Below are 14639 nucleotides of genomic sequence, written 5' to 3' on the forward strand. Positions count from 1 at the left end.
GCTGTAGCAAGCAAAAACACCTTCAGCGTCCTTTGGATGCTGAAGCAGCTTTGATGGAGAAATATAAGATAAGTAGGAGCAAATGATATCCTTTCTTATATTTAAACAAAAGAAGAACCGAGCTCGGCGAAGTTGCCTGGCTCGGTTCTTCTTTTGTAGAAAAATGAAAATAAATGTCTGATACTGGAATATTATGTTTGTAAAAACATTATTGCATACGAAGTTTGCCAAGCTCGGAAACGAGCGCTTCTACCTCACTGATGCTGAATTTCTCCTTCGATGCGACGACTTCATACAGGTCTTTTATATCCTCATATTTATTGAGGTCGAAGTTAGAAGCTTGCATGGCAGCAGCGGAAGCCATCTTCAGCTTTGTTTTGATAACTTCAATCATAAACGCCACATTTTCTTGCGTTTGTAAGTTTAAATTAGTCATGGAGTGCCTCCTAAATTTTTTGCGAGCCGAAAGCGGTCTCGGAAATGTTCGAACGATTTGCATTGCTGCAATTGTAACATGTTTCAAACGTGAAAGACCACAAATTGAACAGTGTCTTAAAATTGGATACAATTAAACTCAGATACGATTGGCAATCGAATACAGGGCAGGTGCAATACGACGGAACAGCTAGCGAATAATGAATTGGAACCCTTTTTTAGAACCATTGCAAATAAGTATATGAAGCGCAGCGGTATTGTATTTGTATGTATTGGCAGCGATCGTTCCACTGGAGACTCCCTTGGCCCATTAGTGGGAACGATGCTTAAGGAACGCGGCTGGCCGAATGTAATCGGAACGCTGGACAACCCTTGTGATGCGCATGCCGTTTTGCAAGCTGCACAGTCGCTGCATGAAGATGCGATTGTCATTGCCATTGATGCATGTCTTGGCAAGCCAAGCTCCATCGGCCGCTTTATTCTGAATGAAGGACCGCTTGAGCCAGGAAAAGCAATTGGCCGCAGACTTCCAGCAATCGGGCAATATAGTATTGCAGGCGTAGTCAATGCAAATGGCCCTAAAGCATATTGGATGCTGCAAACGACTTCGCTTTACCAAGTGATGCGCATGGCAAACGAGGTTGCATGCGCAATCGATTCTGCTTGGGGCAAGCATTCGGATAAGTTCTTAGATGTAAATCAAGCTATACAAATTCCATCGGTTTAAAGGAGCATGAAGCAAATGACAAAAGAAGATAACGGAAACGTGTACTCGATTGCACAGCGCAAGCTTTTTTTGAATAACGGATTGGAGCTCGCTTATTATGATTCCCATCCGGATGACGGAGGTGCTGCGGACGGTATTTCTGAGGTGGTCGTCTTGCTACATGGTTATTGCGGAAGCTCCGCTTATTGGGAGCATATCGTGGATGAGCTGGAGCAATCTGTGCGGATCATTGCACCAGACGCACGCGGGCATGGAAGAAGCTCCGCACCAAGCGAAGAAGTTTATACGATGGAGATGTATGCCGAGGATATTGCTGAGTTGCTTATTAGGCTGCAAATTCACAATGCTGTATTGCTCGGGCACTCCTTAGGGGGCTACATCACACTTGCATTTGCTGAAAAATATGCCAAGAAGCTTTCTGGTTTTGGCCTCATCCATTCGACGGCGCTAGATGATGGTGACACTGCTAAAGAAAATCGTGATAAAGCGGTTGCTGCTCTGGAACAAAACGGAGTGAAGTCGTTCGTTGATGGACTCATTCCTAAGCTGTTTGCCCAAGACAACGTAGAGGCTTTGTCTGCCGAGGTTGAGAAAGGGAAGAAAATTGGGTACGGCACGTCATTGCAAGGCGCAATCGGCACGGCAAAAGGAATGAAGGCTCGTCCAAACCGGACGTTCGTTATTGAGCAATCAGAGCTGCCCGTACTCCTTGTTGCAGGAGTGTCCGATAAGGTTATCCCAGTTGAGAGTGTTTTTGCAGCTTCAAACGGGTTAACCGTGAAGGTTGAGCTCGGCAGTGCGGGTCACATGGGAATGATTGAAGAGCCGAAGCAATTGATCAAGGCTATTCTAGGCTTCGTGAAGAATAAGCAGCAGTAGATTGGCGGGAGGGGGAACCGGATGTTTCAGCGCGATTATTTCATGCGAATGATTGAGCAAATGACAGAAGCAGTTGGTCAAATTATGAATTTGAGGCGAGAGCGCAAGCACGAGGATGCTTTGCTCTTCATCGATGAACTTCTGGATACAAAGTTTCGGCTAAGCAGCAAGCTTATTCGTTCCTTATCGGATGAGGACTTATTGAAGATGATGACGACGAACGGGATTTTGGAAACAGATCATTTGCAAGCCATTGCTATCCTGATGAAGCAAGAAGCTGAATTGAATGCCGACTTGGGCCGCGAGGACGAGAGCTTCTTCGCATATGTGAAATCGCTGCATCTGTTTTTACGATTGTCGCTTGTTGATGCTGCGCCAACGATTGCCGAGCCTCGCGTACAAATTAAAGAGCTGCTGGAGCGACTGCAGCCATATGAGTTGCCGCTTGCTACGAAGCGTTTGTTAATGGAATGGCATGAAGCAGAAGGGCAGTATGATTCTGTTGAAAATATGATGCATGAGCTGCTTGAAGATAACGCTTTGACATTGGTGGAAGCAGAAGCAGCCTATAGACGGATACTGCTGCAATCAGATGAGCGACTTGAAGCAGGAGGCTTGCCGCGCGAGGAAATTAAGCAGGGAATGGAAGACCTTGCGAAGTCGTGAGCAGTAGATACAGCATAAGCACACTTAAAGTGTGCTTGGCTCCAAAAATGGTTTAGGAGTGAATGGACAGCATGACGGAACAATGGCAGCAAGAAATAACGAAATGGATCAGCGATAAAGAGCTGCTGCAGGCTACGCTTAGCCAGCCAAGGCGGAAGGACGGAACGGTGGCACCTAAAACGATAATCCGTCCAATTGAGCTGAAAAACGGCTTGTTTTATCAGTTTGAATATCATTTTGCGAATAAGGTTACCCATGACAATGTTGCCGGGCCGCAAGCGGCTGAGCGAATCATCGATCTGCTGCAGGAAAACTACCGCCAGGCACTTGTGAAAACAAGCGAGGCTGATGTCCAGCTGCTCTTTAGCAAAAAGGGGAAGGCAGCTATTCTTAAGAAACCGCCGACAGGTGATTTGAACAAGGCGAGCTTGCAGCATAATAGGCAGAAACAGCGTATATTGGCTGAGAATCAAGCGGCTCCTTTTCTTGTCGAGCTTGGCATCATGACGCCAGAGGGGCTTGTCCACGCGAAAAAACAAGATAAATACAGGCAAATCAATCGTTTTCTTGAGATGGTTACGGATGTGCTTGCTTATTTACCCACGGACAGGGAAATTACGATCGTTGATTTTGGCTGCGGCAAATCTTATTTGACGTTTGCGCTTTACCATTTGCTTGCAGTGGAGCAGAAGCGGAATATAAATATTATAGGACTTGACTTGAAGGCTGATGTGATCGCGTTCTGTTCGGAGCTCGCCGAGAAGCTGGGTTATGACAAGCTTAAATTTCTTGTAGGCGACATTGCAGAATATGAAGAGCTTCAAGCTGCAGATATGGTTGTTACTCTGCATGCATGCGATACCGCCACGGATGCCGCGCTTGCCAAGGCTGTTAATTGGGGAGCTTCAGTTATTATGTCAGTACCTTGCTGCCAGCATGAGCTGTTCAAGCAGGTAAGCAATGATGTCTTATCTCCGCTTCTCTCTCAAGGCCTGCTGAAGGAGCGTTTCTCCGCACTCGCAACGGATGCCGCAAGAGGAACTTTGCTCGAGGTATTAGGGTATAAGGTTCAAATGCTTGAATTTGTAGATCCAGAGCATACGCCAAAAAATCTGCTCATTCGCGCGGTTCGTTTAGAGCAGCACGGGCTTTCTATGAAAAAATGGGAACAATATGAGCAATTTCGTCAGTTTCTAAATATTTCACCATCGCTAGAGCATATGCTTGCCGAAAGATGGCCTAATCACGTCTCCAAATAAGTTTACTTATTGACGAATGCTATACTTTGAATTTTTTAGGTTAAGCAATTGTCGATAGTATTAACATTTGCTACAATGGAAGAAGATGGCTATCAAATGAATGGGTGAACCGTATTGGAATGGATGATCTGGCTAGACTTTAGTATGTTTCTAGTACTGCTCGGCTTGTTTTTCTACGTGTTTGCCTCTAGCAACGTTACGATTCTGCATCGTATGTATCTGACTTTGCATGTCGTATTTATGTGTTGGACTCTTTTTCAATTTGCGTCTATGACGACAACTTCTGCGATCTTTAAACTATTCTATGTTTCAATATCGTATATAGGTCTTTCTCTGCTTGGAATTGGATGGTTCGTATTTATCGTATATCTCACCGGCCAGTCGTATGTCATACGAAAGAGCCGGTTGTTCATTTTGGCGATGCCAGCGCTTATATCCGTGGCTGTGGTCATCATTAACCCAAACGGAATGTTTCTACGAATTAACGATCAGCTAAGTCCACTTAAGCAGTTGCAGCAAGGACCGCTGTATTGGATTATGATTACGCAGTTGATTGTGTATGTGACCGTTTCTTTTATTATTATGTTTTATAAGCTGCGCGGTGAAAATTCGGTTCGGCAGCGCACATTGATCAAAACCGCGATAAACGGTATGTTTGTGCTCGTTTCGTTTGCGATTACAGATTTATTTGTAAATGTAATATTAATTGAAAAAATGAATCAATATATTCCGCTTATTTCAGTAGGAATGGCTTTTGCTGCCGTTTATTTGGTACATGCGATAAGGCGAAACAAAGTACTCGATATTATCCAAACCGTACAACGAGATGTCATGAACACGATGTCGATGGGTATTATTGTACTCGATGAGAACGATATCATCATTGATGTGAATAAAGTAATAAAGCCGATTCTCAGGCTGCGGATTGGTGACAAGTTTAATTCCGCTCACCTAGGGCCGCAATTTAAAGGTGAGGTTACTAGAGATATTATCGCTTTTTTTGAAGAACAGAATAAGCGTCCTATGGATAGGCTAGAGATGGAAATTGCAATCCAGCATGACAAGCATAGACGTATTATCGTACAGTCTGCGCCTATATTGAATAATAAGAAGACATTGGTAGGCAGAGTACTAACCTTCCAAGATGTGACGGAGCTTCGTCTGCTAGTCGAAGAAACGAATATTCAGAATGAGCTGCTTCAGGATCGAAATCGCGACCTGCTTATTATGCAGGACGAGCTGTTTCAAGCGAATAAGAAGCTTGAGCATATGGCGATTACTGACGGTTTGACCGGCTGCTATAATCGTCGATACTTGCTGCATCAATTGGAGCAAGAAGTTATTGCTAATATACGTTATGGCATACCCTTCTCTATTTTTTTATTCGACCTCGATCATTTTAAATTAATTAATGATAAATACGGCCATTTAGTTGGAGATGAGGTGCTTTGCAGCACAGTCGATGCGGTACGGGGAGTTTTGCGATTTACGGATATATTGGCGCGTTATGGCGGAGAAGAGTTTACGGTATATTTGCCTCATACCAACCGGGATCAAGCTGACAAGATAGCGGAGATCCTTATGGAATCGGTAGAGCAGAATAAAATAAATATGGGAGCTTCTGAGGAGCCTGTATCGGTAACGATAAGCATGGGCGTGATCTCTATTGAGCATGTTGAGCCTTCTGATTTGGTTGACCCAAAAGCTTTTTTAAGGGAGCTACTTGCACAAGCAGATGCCGCGTTATATGAAGCTAAATATAATGGGCGCAATCGGATTGTCAAACGAAAATTAGCCTAACAGCCTGAACAATATGTTTAGGCTTTTTCTTGTGGCCTGCATAGTCAGTCGGTGATAGTTCTGATAAAATAGATTTGATCCGGTAACAATCGCTAAACTATCAAAGGCGGGAACTAATCTAATGAGAAAATTGCAGATTGGAATGGTCAAGCCGGGAGACAAGGTGGCCAAACCCATTTTTCAAGAAAACGGCAACGTGCTTCTAGGAGAAGGGGTTGAATTAAATGATCGTTACATCGATCGATTGCGCAACTTGGGCATCGATTTTATATTTATAGAGGATGGGTTGACGGCGGATCTGATCCCTGAGGATACGATCCGTGATGAAACGCGTAAGCAAGCTGTCGATACTATTTATAAGACGATGAACTCCTTCAAAGACCAGACAGTAACAAAAGGGCGAACGATCGCACCGGATATGGGTCGCAATTTTCGCGCGGTATTCGGACAAATTATGCAGGATCTATCCTCAAGGCCTAATATGCTCGTTAATTTAACGAGTATTCATGCAATGGACGGCTATTTATTTCAACATTCCTTTAATGTAGCGGTGCTTGCAGGCATTATGGGCATTGCAAAGGGCTTTAATCGAAATCAGCTTGAAGAGCTTGGCATTGGCGCGCTGCTCTTCGATATCGGCATGACGAAGGTGCCACCGAAGCTGTTGGCTCATACTGGCGGTTTATCGCTAGCGGAACGTGAAGTCATCAAAAGCCATGCCAAGGACGGTTTCGAAATACTGCGCAAATATCATGACATATCTATCGTTTCTGCGCATTGCGCGCTACAGCATCATGAACGCTTTAACGGATCGGGTTACCCGCGTAGGCTTAAGGAAAGTGAGATTCATATGTACGCTCAAATCGTAGGATTAGCGGACACTTTTGATGCATTAACATCGCCAAGACCGTACCGCAAGCGGTATACGGCAAGTGAAGCGATTGAGTTTTTATTTGCTGCCGGCGGCACCTTCTTTGATCTAGAGCTCATCAAGCTTTTTTGTCGACATATATCGATTTATCCAATTTCTACTTCGCTTTTGCTCAGTACCGGTCAAGTTGGCGTCGTATCAGAAAATACGGAGTTAGCTGTTCATCGTCCCCGTGTGCGAATTATTATGGAGGCAGATGGCTCGATGCCGTCATCTCCTTATGAGATCGAGCTGAAGAACGAGCTTTATATTACAATCGTAAAAGAGCTGTAATGTCTTCTCATTGAAAATAGGAGAAACCTTCCCTTGGCGACAATTTGCTGCTAAAGTGGAAGGTTTCTTTTTTTGTAATAATGACAGAGTTGCTTTATATCTGGCAGTGTTTAAGGTAAAATAATGAGAAATAGAGCTAATAGGGGGATGTGCGTACATTTATGGGATCATTACAGCACCACAAACTGTCCAAGCTCGAAGTGCTGCGAAGAGTGCTGTTTATTACACTCGGTGCTGCGCTGGTCTCAGTTGGACTGGAAATCTTTCTAGTACCAAATCACATTATTGATGGTGGAATTGTCGGCATATCGATCATGGCCTCCTATTTAACGAAAGTGCCGCTTGGTCTTTTTCTTTTTATTTTAAATCTTCCATTTTTGTTTCTTGGTTACAAGCAAATTGGCAAAACTTTCGCAATATCTACGCTGTACGGCGTATCGGTAATGTCGCTAGGAACGTTTTTGCTTCATCCAGTGCCTCCGCTTACGGTAGAGCCTTTTCTCGCTGCTATTTTTGGTGGTGTCATATTGGGTATTGGAGTGGGTATGGTCATCCGCTTCGGCGGATCGCTGGACGGTACAGAAATTGTTGCTATAGTGTTTAATAAGCGTGTTCCGTTATCGGTTGGCGAGACCGTCATGTTTTTCAACTTATTCATTCTGGGCAGCGCGGGTTTCGTGTTTGGCTGGGATCGGGCAATGTTTTCGCTTATCGCATATTATATTGCTTATAAATTGATCGATATTACGATCGAGGGTTTCGATGAATCAAAAGCGGTGTGGATCATTAGTGATGAAGCGAAGGAGATTGGCGCTGCTATTATGAGCCGTCTTGGACGCGGCGTTACTTACTTACATGGTGAGGGCGGCTTTACAGGCGGCAGCAAACGCGTTATATTTTGCGTCATTACGCGGCTTGAAGAGGCGAAGATGAAGTCGATTGTTCATGAGCTCGACCCTGTCGCGTTTCTCGCAGTCGGCAATATTCACGATGTGAAGGGCGGACGGTTTAAGAAACGGGATATTCACTAATGATGATAGTAGTCAGTTTCTAAGAAATGTGAGGCCGCCTTGGCTTGCAGTGAACCGCCAACTATTGCTTTGGGATGAAGGAGATCAGCATTTTGGATGAGTTTGCGAGTATTCATCATTGGACAGCAGGCAGACAAGGAAGTGCTTGGCAGAGCGAGCGCGGCGTTGTGATGGGGATAGGCGATGATACCGCCGTAGTTGATCCGGCTTCTGCTGTGGATGGCATAGCTGCACCAAAGCGGATGCTGCTAGCCGTTGACACGATGGTGGAGACGGTGCACTTCAAGCAGTCGACGATGCGGGACGAGGATGTCGGCTATAAGGCGCTTGCCGCCAACATTAGCGATATCGCCGCGATGGGAGGCGTGCCTTTGCATGCGCTCGTCTCGGTCAGCGTGCCGCCATCGTATACGCCGGAGCGAATGCGGAGGCTTTATGATGGGCTGTACGAGTGCGCCGAGCGCTACGGGGTTGCCATTGTAGGAGGCGATACGACATCGGCGCCGGAGCATTTGGTTGTCGCGGTAACGGTGGTTGGAACCGTTGAAGCGGGGCGTGAGCTGTATCGCTCGGGCGCTAAGCCGGGCGATGCTGTGTTTGTGACCGGCGCCGTAGGCAAGTCGGCGGCGGGATTGCATGCGCTCCTTGCAGAGGAGGAGCGCGCGGTTTTGTATCCCGCGGATTTCAGCGCGGGTAGGGAAGGTTTGCTCGCGCAGGCGCATCAGCGGCCAAATCCTTCGGTGCGAGCAGGAAGGCTGCTGCTTGAGCATGGCAGCTGTCGCTCGCTTAATGATGTAAGCGACGGCCTTGCGAGCGAGGCATGGGAAATTGCAGAAGCATCAGGGCTGCGCTTAGTGCTTCAGGAGAAGCTTTTGCCAAAGAGCGGCAGCATGGCGGCTTACGCTTCAAGTGTAGGAATAGACCCGCTGGAATGGATGTTGTACGGAGGCGAAGATTACGTCTTGCTGGGCACGATCGCATCTGAACATGCGGAATCGATGCGAGCAGCTTTTCATCAAGAAGGTATCCCTTTTTTTATTATTGGGGAAACCGAAATGGGTGAGCCCGCTGTTGAGTTAATTCGACATGATCAAGCTGTTGAGCAGAAAGAATTGCCGTCTCATTTGGAGAAGAGAGTTTTGCTTAAGAAACGCGGATATAATCATTTTTCGTCATGAACGGGTGAATAGTATGCAACAACAGATAAGCCATGCCACTTGGCTGGCACAAACGGAACTGGACACAGTAGCGTTAGCTGAGCAGATTGCAGCTTGGGTAAAACCGGGTACGCTGCTTGCATTAGATGGTGATCTTGGTGCTGGCAAAACTAGGTTTTCGCAAGCTTTTGCTGGTGCTATCGGCGTGAAGGGCATCGTGAATAGTCCGACATTTACAATTATAAAAGAATACGAAGGGAATCAGCTTCCCTTTTATCATATGGATGTATACAGGCTGTCGCTGGAGGAAGCGGATGAGCTTGGTTTGGATGATTATTTTTATGGTGATGGCGTAACTATTGTGGAATGGGCAAGCTTGATAAAAGAGCTGCTGCCAGCCGAGCGGTTGGAGCTGTATATTGAGCATCTTGGCGATGAAGCACGGCGTATTCAATTGACTGGCTATGGTGAAATTTACGTGGGCTGGTGTGAAGCTGTAAGCAAGATAGGAGCAGACAGATGAGTAATGAGCAGAGGAATCAAACGGGACCGATATTGGCTTTAGATACGTCTACGGCGTCGATGGCAGCTGCTATCGTTAGCGGTCATGAGGTGCTTGCGGAAATTCAAACGTTAGCGGAAAGAAACCATTCGGTTCACGTTGTGACGCATATTAAAGAGATGCTGCGCAAAAGCGGCCTTGCTAATACTGACATCGAGGCGATTGCCGTTGGGAATGGACCAGGTTCATATACAGGAATGCGTATCGCGATTTCCGTAGCTAAGACGTTGGCATGGGTATGGAACAAACCGCTCGTCAGCGTATCTAGTCTTGAGGCGATAGCTTATGGCGCTTGGCATCAGCATGTGAGCGAAAGAGCGGAGCTTGCGAAAACGGATGATGGCGAGCATTGGGTGCTGCCGATTATGGATGCAAGGCGCGGTCAGGTATACACATCCGCTTTCTCGATGTCGGATACGATCGAATGGAGTCGCTGGCTGGATGATGGCGTGCGGCTTATGAAAGACTTTGTAGATCAGCTTGAGCAGCGATTAGCGAACCTGCCAGCTGGCAGCATTCGGAGCATCTCACTCGTTGGTGACCTGTCGCTTCACGAAGAGAGCGCGATGCGCTTAAAGCAGATCGGCGAGGCAGCAGGAGTAACGGTTCAGCTTCAAACCTTTGTCCAAGAGGGCAAATGGATAGCGGAGCTTGGCCTCAAAAAATTAGAGTCAGGCCTGACAGAAGACCCGCATACTCTTATTCCTAACTACACCCAACTCACCGAGGCTGAGGTTGTATGGAAGGCAAAGCAGGCAGGTGAAGCGAAGGCATGAAATTAGAAGTGAATAAACTCATTTTTCGCGCTATGACGATGGCTGACATACCTGCTATCGTAGCGATCGAACAGGAAGCCTTTTCGAGTCCATGGACTATGGAGGCATTCACGAATGAGCTAATGAACAACTTATTTGCTCGTTATATGATTATGGAATATGAGGAACAAATTATAGGCTATGGCGGCATGTGGGTTATTATGGACGAAGCGCATGTAACGAATATAGCGGTACGCTCAGATTATCGTGGTCAAGGATTAGGCAACTGCTTGCTTAATGAGCTGCAGCGGACTGCGGTCTTTTTTGGCGCGGTAAAGATGACACTTGAGGTTCGTCCTTCCAATGAAATTGCACAGCGGCTTTACCGAAAATACGGTTTTGAGCCCGCCGGCATACGCCCCCGGTACTACTCGGACAACAATGAAGACGCGCTTATTATGTGGGCTGAGCTAGACAAAGAGCGGTTGAAGGTAAGGGAGCAATGAATGTGAATCAAACGAAACAGGCAGTTAACGAACAGCCAATGAATGATATTATTTTGGCGATTGAAACAAGCTGCGACGAGACGTCAGCATCCGTTATTCGCGGAGGAAAACAAATTTTATCTAATGTCGTATCCAGCCAAATTGAAATACATGAGCGTTTTGGCGGTGTAGTGCCTGAGATTGCTTCGCGTAAACACGTAGAGTCGATCACTTTGATTATTGAGCAGGCTGTTAAGGAATCAGGACTTACGCTGCAGGATATGTCGGCAATAGCTGTTACGCAAGGTCCCGGTCTGGTGGGTGCTTTGCTCGTAGGCATAGTGGCGGCCAAAAGCTTGTCCATGGCGCTGGATATTCCATTGATCGGTACACATCATATCGCGGGACATATTTATGCAAACGAGCTTGTTCATGACATTATATATCCATGTATGGCGCTTGTCGTTTCGGGAGGCCATACAGAATTGGTGCTGCTAAAAAGTGAAGGTGATTTCCAAGTCGTTGGCCGTACTAGAGATGACGCCGTCGGTGAAGCATATGACAAGGTAGCGCGTGCGCTGCATTTGCCATACCCGGGCGGGCCGCATATCGACAAGCTTGCAATCGAAGCAGAGGAATCCATTACGTTGCCGCGTGCTTGGCTGGAACCTGATAGCTATGATTTTAGTTTCAGCGGCTTGAAATCGGCAGTACTAGCGGTCATTAACCAAACGAGAATGAAAGGTTTGGTGCTGAATGAGGCGGCTCTTGCTCGCGGATTTCAAGAGTCAGTTACCGAGGTGCTGGTCACAAAAGCACTGCGTGCAGTTCGTCAATATGGAGCGAAACAGCTGCTGCTTTGCGGCGGAGTAGCTGCGAATCGGGGTTTGAGAGCAGCTTTAACCGCAAGGTGTGAGTCAGAACGTGTACCGCTGCTTATTCCGCCGAATTCACTTTGTACAGATAATGCTGCAATGATTGGTGCGGCGGCTTATTTAAAGCTAAAACGATCGCAATTCACAGAGCTTGACATGAAAGCAGACCCTGGATTATCGCTTGAGAGCTGGTCAGTGAGCAATATACCGCATTCGATAGAGGAATAGCAGGTAGTAAAAATATTTTAAATTGGAATTGACAGACAATTTATTAGAGCATATAATAAGCAACAATACTTCAAACTTCAACTTCATACGTTACAAACGCAAAGAACAGGAATAGTAAAGCTTGTCCGGGAATGTCGGAACAGTCGCTATGAATGAGCTTCATTCATACGGCGTTATGACACAAGAGAACTGCGGGATGGTGCAACGCAGTCGAAGGATGCTTGAAACTCGCCTGGGAGCGGAACAGTGGAAACGATGGCAGCATAAGTTTAGTGCTGATAGCCATGCAGGTACATTGTTACGGTTAACCACCGTAATCGGGTGCATGTGAGTCAACATCCGGAGTTGGCCATATGCTTAAGTTGGACGTCCCTGCTCGTTTGCGAACGTATGGGTGTCAACAAGGGTGGTACCGCGCGGGTCATAATAACCTGTCGTCTCTTGATTCAAGAGATGACAGGTTTTTCTTGTTGTCTTGAAGTTAATGTTTTAGCCATTTAAAGATTAGCAATAAACCATATAGAATGAAAACGCAATGAACAGGAGCAGTAGAACATTAGGCTGGCAAAACGATTTTCAAGATATGTTCATCATAAAACTGGTGAATGAATTGAAATCGTACAGAGAGCTGCGGGGTGGTGTGACGCAGTCGAAGCTGAGGTTTGAATCTCGCCTGGGAGCGGAACGAGGGAAGCGAGTTGTCATTTGACAACTATTGTCTACATCGTTACGGTTAGCCGCCGTCATCGGGCATTTAAGCGGGCATGGATCCCCGCAGCAAGCTATTATTCAAGGTTGCCTTGTGAAAGGCAGTATTGACTAAGCTTCTGCAGCAAGATCCGGTCAATTAGAGTGGTACCACGGCAGCGTAAGCTCGTCGTCTCTTACAAGGAGACGACGAGCTTTTTTTTGTACAAAAAAATGAAAAAACAACATCCCAAACGAACCTTTAGGAGGAAATAACAATGACAACCGAAATGAAAAAAATCCAAATTTTTGATACAACTCTTCGTGATGGTGAGCAATCTCCAGGTGCTTCGATTGATCCTGAACGCAAAATTATTATTGCACGCCAACTAGGCAAGCTTGGAATTGATGTTATCGAGCCTGGTTTCCCGGTATCCAGCCCAGGCGAATTCGCGGCTGTACAGCAAATTTCACGTGAACTGCAGCATGTGGAGATTGCTGGTTTTGCTAGAGCTGTAAAGGTTGATATTGACGCAGCGGTGAAAGCGACGCAGGATGCAGCTCGCAGACGCCTTCACTTGTTTATATCGTCTTCAGATATTCATCTTAATCATCAACTGCGCAAATCTCGGGATGAAGTCATTAAGATTGCGAGAGATATGGTTGCATACGGCAAGCAATTCGTAGATGAAATCGAGTTTTCTGCAATGGATTCCACACGATCAGGCAGAGACTTTGTCATTCAACTCGTAGAAGCAGTTATTGCGGAAGGTGCGACTATCATTAACCTGCCTGATACGCTTGGGTATGCCATGCCTGAGGAAATGAGTGAACTGTTCCGCGCTGTGCGCAAGCAAGCTAGAGGCGGAGAAACGGTAAGATACAGCGCTCACTGTCATAATGACCTGGGTCTTGCTGTAGCCAACAGTATTTCAGCAATTAACGCAGGTGCGACGCAAATTGAAGTAACAGTTAACGGTATCGGCGAGCGAGCGGGCAACTGCTCCCTAGAAGAGCTTGTTATGGCGATTGAAACGCGTAAGGATGCCATTCAAGCAGAAACAAACATTCAAATTAGCGAAATTTATGAAACATCACGTTTGGTTAGCCGCGCTATGCACTTCCCGATTGCTTACAATAAGCCAATCGTTGGACGTAATGCATTCCAGCATGAATCAGGCATTCATCAAGATGGCTTGCTGAAAAACCGCAACACGTATGAAATTATGGATCCGGAAGCAATGGGCATTTCACGGAACATGATTATACTAGGCAAGCATTCCGGTCGCCATGCGATTAAACATCGTCTTTCTGAATATGGTATCGATATGACGGAAGTGCAGCTGCAGGATGTGTACGATAAATTCAAGGAAGTTGCTGATGCACAAAAAATCGTTACAGATGATGAACTGATTCGCATTGCAGGTGAGCTGACACAAACACAGCCAGATCCGTACGTGCTGGTTGATCTACATGTACACGCTGGTACGCAGCGTTCACGCACAGCAACGGTCACAATCCGTGAGAATGAGTTTGGGAGAGAACAGTCCTATATCGCAATGGGAGGCGGCCCAATTGAGGCAGTGATCCATGCGATTCAACAAGCGATTCCCGTAGCGGCTGAGTTCGAGGATCTTGAACTTCATTCGTTGTCAACCGGCGAGGATGCTCACGGAGAAGCAGTCGTCAGCATTATACATCAAGAGAAACGATTCCGCGGCACGTCCGTTCATAGTGACATTGTACTTGCAGCTGCTCAGGCTTATGTTGCAGCTTGCAATCAAGCCGTTATGACGACAGGCAGCAGGATAGTAGAAGCTATCCCGTCTAAAGCTGCAAACTAGTTATCATCAGGCACAGAGTTTGCTTTTCCCATAGTAGAGTGAGTT

15 protein-coding genes are annotated in these 14639 nt (G+C 46.3%); 14 read left to right on the plus strand and 1 reads right to left on the minus strand.

Annotated elements, in window-relative coordinates; all coding sequences use genetic code 11:
* Nucleotides 1–208: 208 nt before the first annotated feature.
* Nucleotides 209–436, minus strand: a complete 228-nt coding sequence (locus AC787_RS21465; RefSeq protein ID WP_054026650.1) for a DUF1128 domain-containing protein — start codon at nucleotides 434–436, stop codon at nucleotides 209–211.
* A 159-nt stretch (nucleotides 437–595) separates the two neighbouring features.
* Here AC787_RS21465 and yyaC point away from each other — a divergent pair, with 159 nt between their 5' ends.
* The 14 genes from yyaC to AC787_RS21530 all read left to right on the plus strand — a co-directional run bounded on the left by yyaC (nucleotide 596) and on the right by AC787_RS21530 (nucleotide 14594).
* The gene (yyaC, locus tag AC787_RS21470; RefSeq protein WP_414730991.1) at nucleotides 596–1162 is read left to right on the plus strand and encodes a spore protease YyaC; all 567 of its coding nucleotides are present in this window, start codon (nucleotides 596–598) and stop codon (nucleotides 1160–1162) included.
* A gap of 15 nt (nucleotides 1163–1177) precedes the next feature.
* Nucleotides 1178–2041 (plus strand): alpha/beta fold hydrolase, encoded by an 864-nt coding sequence (locus AC787_RS21475; RefSeq protein ID WP_063847555.1) that lies wholly within the window; start codon nucleotides 1178–1180, stop codon nucleotides 2039–2041.
* Between the two features lie 21 nt (nucleotides 2042–2062).
* Entirely contained in the window at nucleotides 2063–2707 is a 645-nt protein-coding gene (locus AC787_RS21480; RefSeq protein WP_054026653.1) for a DUF6483 family protein, read from the plus strand.
* Nucleotides 2708–2778: 71 nt separating this feature from the next.
* Complete coding sequence (locus tag AC787_RS21485) at nucleotides 2779–3966, plus strand: class I SAM-dependent methyltransferase (RefSeq protein ID WP_054026654.1); 1188 nt, start codon at nucleotides 2779–2781, stop codon at nucleotides 3964–3966.
* Between the two features lie 123 nt (nucleotides 3967–4089).
* Nucleotides 4090–5766: a diguanylate cyclase gene (locus tag AC787_RS21490; RefSeq protein ID WP_235561091.1), complete on the plus strand. Its 1677-nt coding sequence runs from the start codon at nucleotides 4090–4092 to the stop codon at nucleotides 5764–5766.
* Between the two features lie 121 nt (nucleotides 5767–5887).
* On the plus strand, nucleotides 5888–6970 hold the full coding sequence (locus AC787_RS21495) for an HD-GYP domain-containing protein (RefSeq protein WP_054026656.1): 1083 nt from the start codon (nucleotides 5888–5890) through the stop codon (nucleotides 6968–6970).
* A gap of 161 nt (nucleotides 6971–7131) precedes the next feature.
* Complete coding sequence (locus tag AC787_RS21500; RefSeq protein WP_054026657.1) at nucleotides 7132–8001, plus strand: YitT family protein; 870 nt, start codon at nucleotides 7132–7134, stop codon at nucleotides 7999–8001.
* Nucleotides 8002–8075: 74 nt separating this feature from the next.
* Nucleotides 8076–9179 carry a thiamine-phosphate kinase gene (gene thiL, locus AC787_RS21505; protein WP_063847556.1) on the plus strand — a complete coding sequence of 368 codons (1104 nt, stop codon included), beginning with the start codon at nucleotides 8076–8078 and terminating at the stop codon, nucleotides 9177–9179.
* A gap of 13 nt (nucleotides 9180–9192) precedes the next feature.
* The gene (gene tsaE, locus AC787_RS21510) at nucleotides 9193–9681 is read left to right on the plus strand and encodes a tRNA (adenosine(37)-N6)-threonylcarbamoyltransferase complex ATPase subunit type 1 TsaE (RefSeq protein ID WP_054026659.1); all 489 of its coding nucleotides are present in this window, start codon (nucleotides 9193–9195) and stop codon (nucleotides 9679–9681) included.
* Nucleotides 9678–10496, plus strand: a complete 819-nt coding sequence (tsaB, locus tag AC787_RS21515; protein ID WP_054026660.1) for a tRNA (adenosine(37)-N6)-threonylcarbamoyltransferase complex dimerization subunit type 1 TsaB — start codon at nucleotides 9678–9680, stop codon at nucleotides 10494–10496. The genes tsaE and tsaB overlap by 4 nt, the downstream gene beginning before the upstream one ends.
* Nucleotides 10493–10981: a ribosomal protein S18-alanine N-acetyltransferase gene (gene rimI, locus AC787_RS21520; protein ID WP_054026661.1), complete on the plus strand. Its 489-nt coding sequence runs from the start codon at nucleotides 10493–10495 to the stop codon at nucleotides 10979–10981. The genes tsaB and rimI overlap by 4 nt, the downstream gene beginning before the upstream one ends.
* Nucleotides 10982–11019: 38 nt before the next feature.
* On the plus strand, nucleotides 11020–12063 hold the full coding sequence (gene tsaD, locus AC787_RS21525) for a tRNA (adenosine(37)-N6)-threonylcarbamoyltransferase complex transferase subunit TsaD (protein ID WP_152970727.1): 1044 nt from the start codon (nucleotides 11020–11022) through the stop codon (nucleotides 12061–12063).
* A gap of 535 nt (nucleotides 12064–12598) precedes the next feature.
* Nucleotides 12599–12772, plus strand: coding sequence for a hypothetical protein (locus tag AC787_RS34140; RefSeq protein WP_161807553.1), 174 nt, complete (start codon nucleotides 12599–12601; stop codon nucleotides 12770–12772).
* 268 nt (nucleotides 12773–13040) lie between these two features.
* Nucleotides 13041–14594 (plus strand): 2-isopropylmalate synthase, encoded by a 1554-nt coding sequence (locus AC787_RS21530; protein ID WP_054027190.1) that lies wholly within the window; start codon nucleotides 13041–13043, stop codon nucleotides 14592–14594.
* Nucleotides 14595–14639 lie beyond the last annotated feature (45 nt).

Source organism: Bacillus sp. FJAT-28004 (assembly GCF_001280845.1).
Taxonomy (GTDB): Bacteria; Bacillota; Bacilli; order Paenibacillales; family Paenibacillaceae; genus Pristimantibacillus.

What these genes read in the sequence shown, in the direction of transcription:
- AC787_RS21465 (WP_054026650.1), bottom strand. Translation starts at nt 436, where the DNA reads ATGACTAATTTAAACTTACAAACGCAAGAAAATGTGGCGTTTATGATT.
- AC787_RS21475 (WP_063847555.1), top strand. Translation starts at nt 1,178, where the DNA reads ATGACAAAAGAAGATAACGGAAACGTGTACTCGATTGCACAGCGCAAG.
- AC787_RS21480 (WP_054026653.1), top strand. Translation starts at nt 2,063, where the DNA reads ATGTTTCAGCGCGATTATTTCATGCGAATGATTGAGCAAATGACAGAA.
- AC787_RS21485 (WP_054026654.1), top strand. Translation starts at nt 2,779, where the DNA reads ATGACGGAACAATGGCAGCAAGAAATAACGAAATGGATCAGCGATAAA.
- AC787_RS21490 (WP_235561091.1), top strand. Translation starts at nt 4,090, where the DNA reads ATGATCTGGCTAGACTTTAGTATGTTTCTAGTACTGCTCGGCTTGTTT.
- AC787_RS21495 (WP_054026656.1), top strand. Translation starts at nt 5,888, where the DNA reads ATGAGAAAATTGCAGATTGGAATGGTCAAGCCGGGAGACAAGGTGGCC.
- AC787_RS21500 (WP_054026657.1), top strand. Translation starts at nt 7,132, where the DNA reads ATGGGATCATTACAGCACCACAAACTGTCCAAGCTCGAAGTGCTGCGA.
- thiL (WP_063847556.1), top strand. Translation starts at nt 8,076, where the DNA reads ATGAAGGAGATCAGCATTTTGGATGAGTTTGCGAGTATTCATCATTGG.
- tsaE (WP_054026659.1), top strand. Translation starts at nt 9,193, where the DNA reads ATGCAACAACAGATAAGCCATGCCACTTGGCTGGCACAAACGGAACTG.
- tsaB (WP_054026660.1), top strand. Translation starts at nt 9,678, where the DNA reads ATGAGTAATGAGCAGAGGAATCAAACGGGACCGATATTGGCTTTAGAT.
- rimI (WP_054026661.1), top strand. Translation starts at nt 10,493, where the DNA reads ATGAAATTAGAAGTGAATAAACTCATTTTTCGCGCTATGACGATGGCT.
- tsaD (WP_152970727.1), top strand. Translation starts at nt 11,020, where the DNA reads ATGAATGATATTATTTTGGCGATTGAAACAAGCTGCGACGAGACGTCA.
- AC787_RS34140 (WP_161807553.1), top strand. Translation starts at nt 12,599, where the DNA reads ATGAACAGGAGCAGTAGAACATTAGGCTGGCAAAACGATTTTCAAGAT.
- AC787_RS21530 (WP_054027190.1), top strand. Translation starts at nt 13,041, where the DNA reads ATGAAAAAAATCCAAATTTTTGATACAACTCTTCGTGATGGTGAGCAA.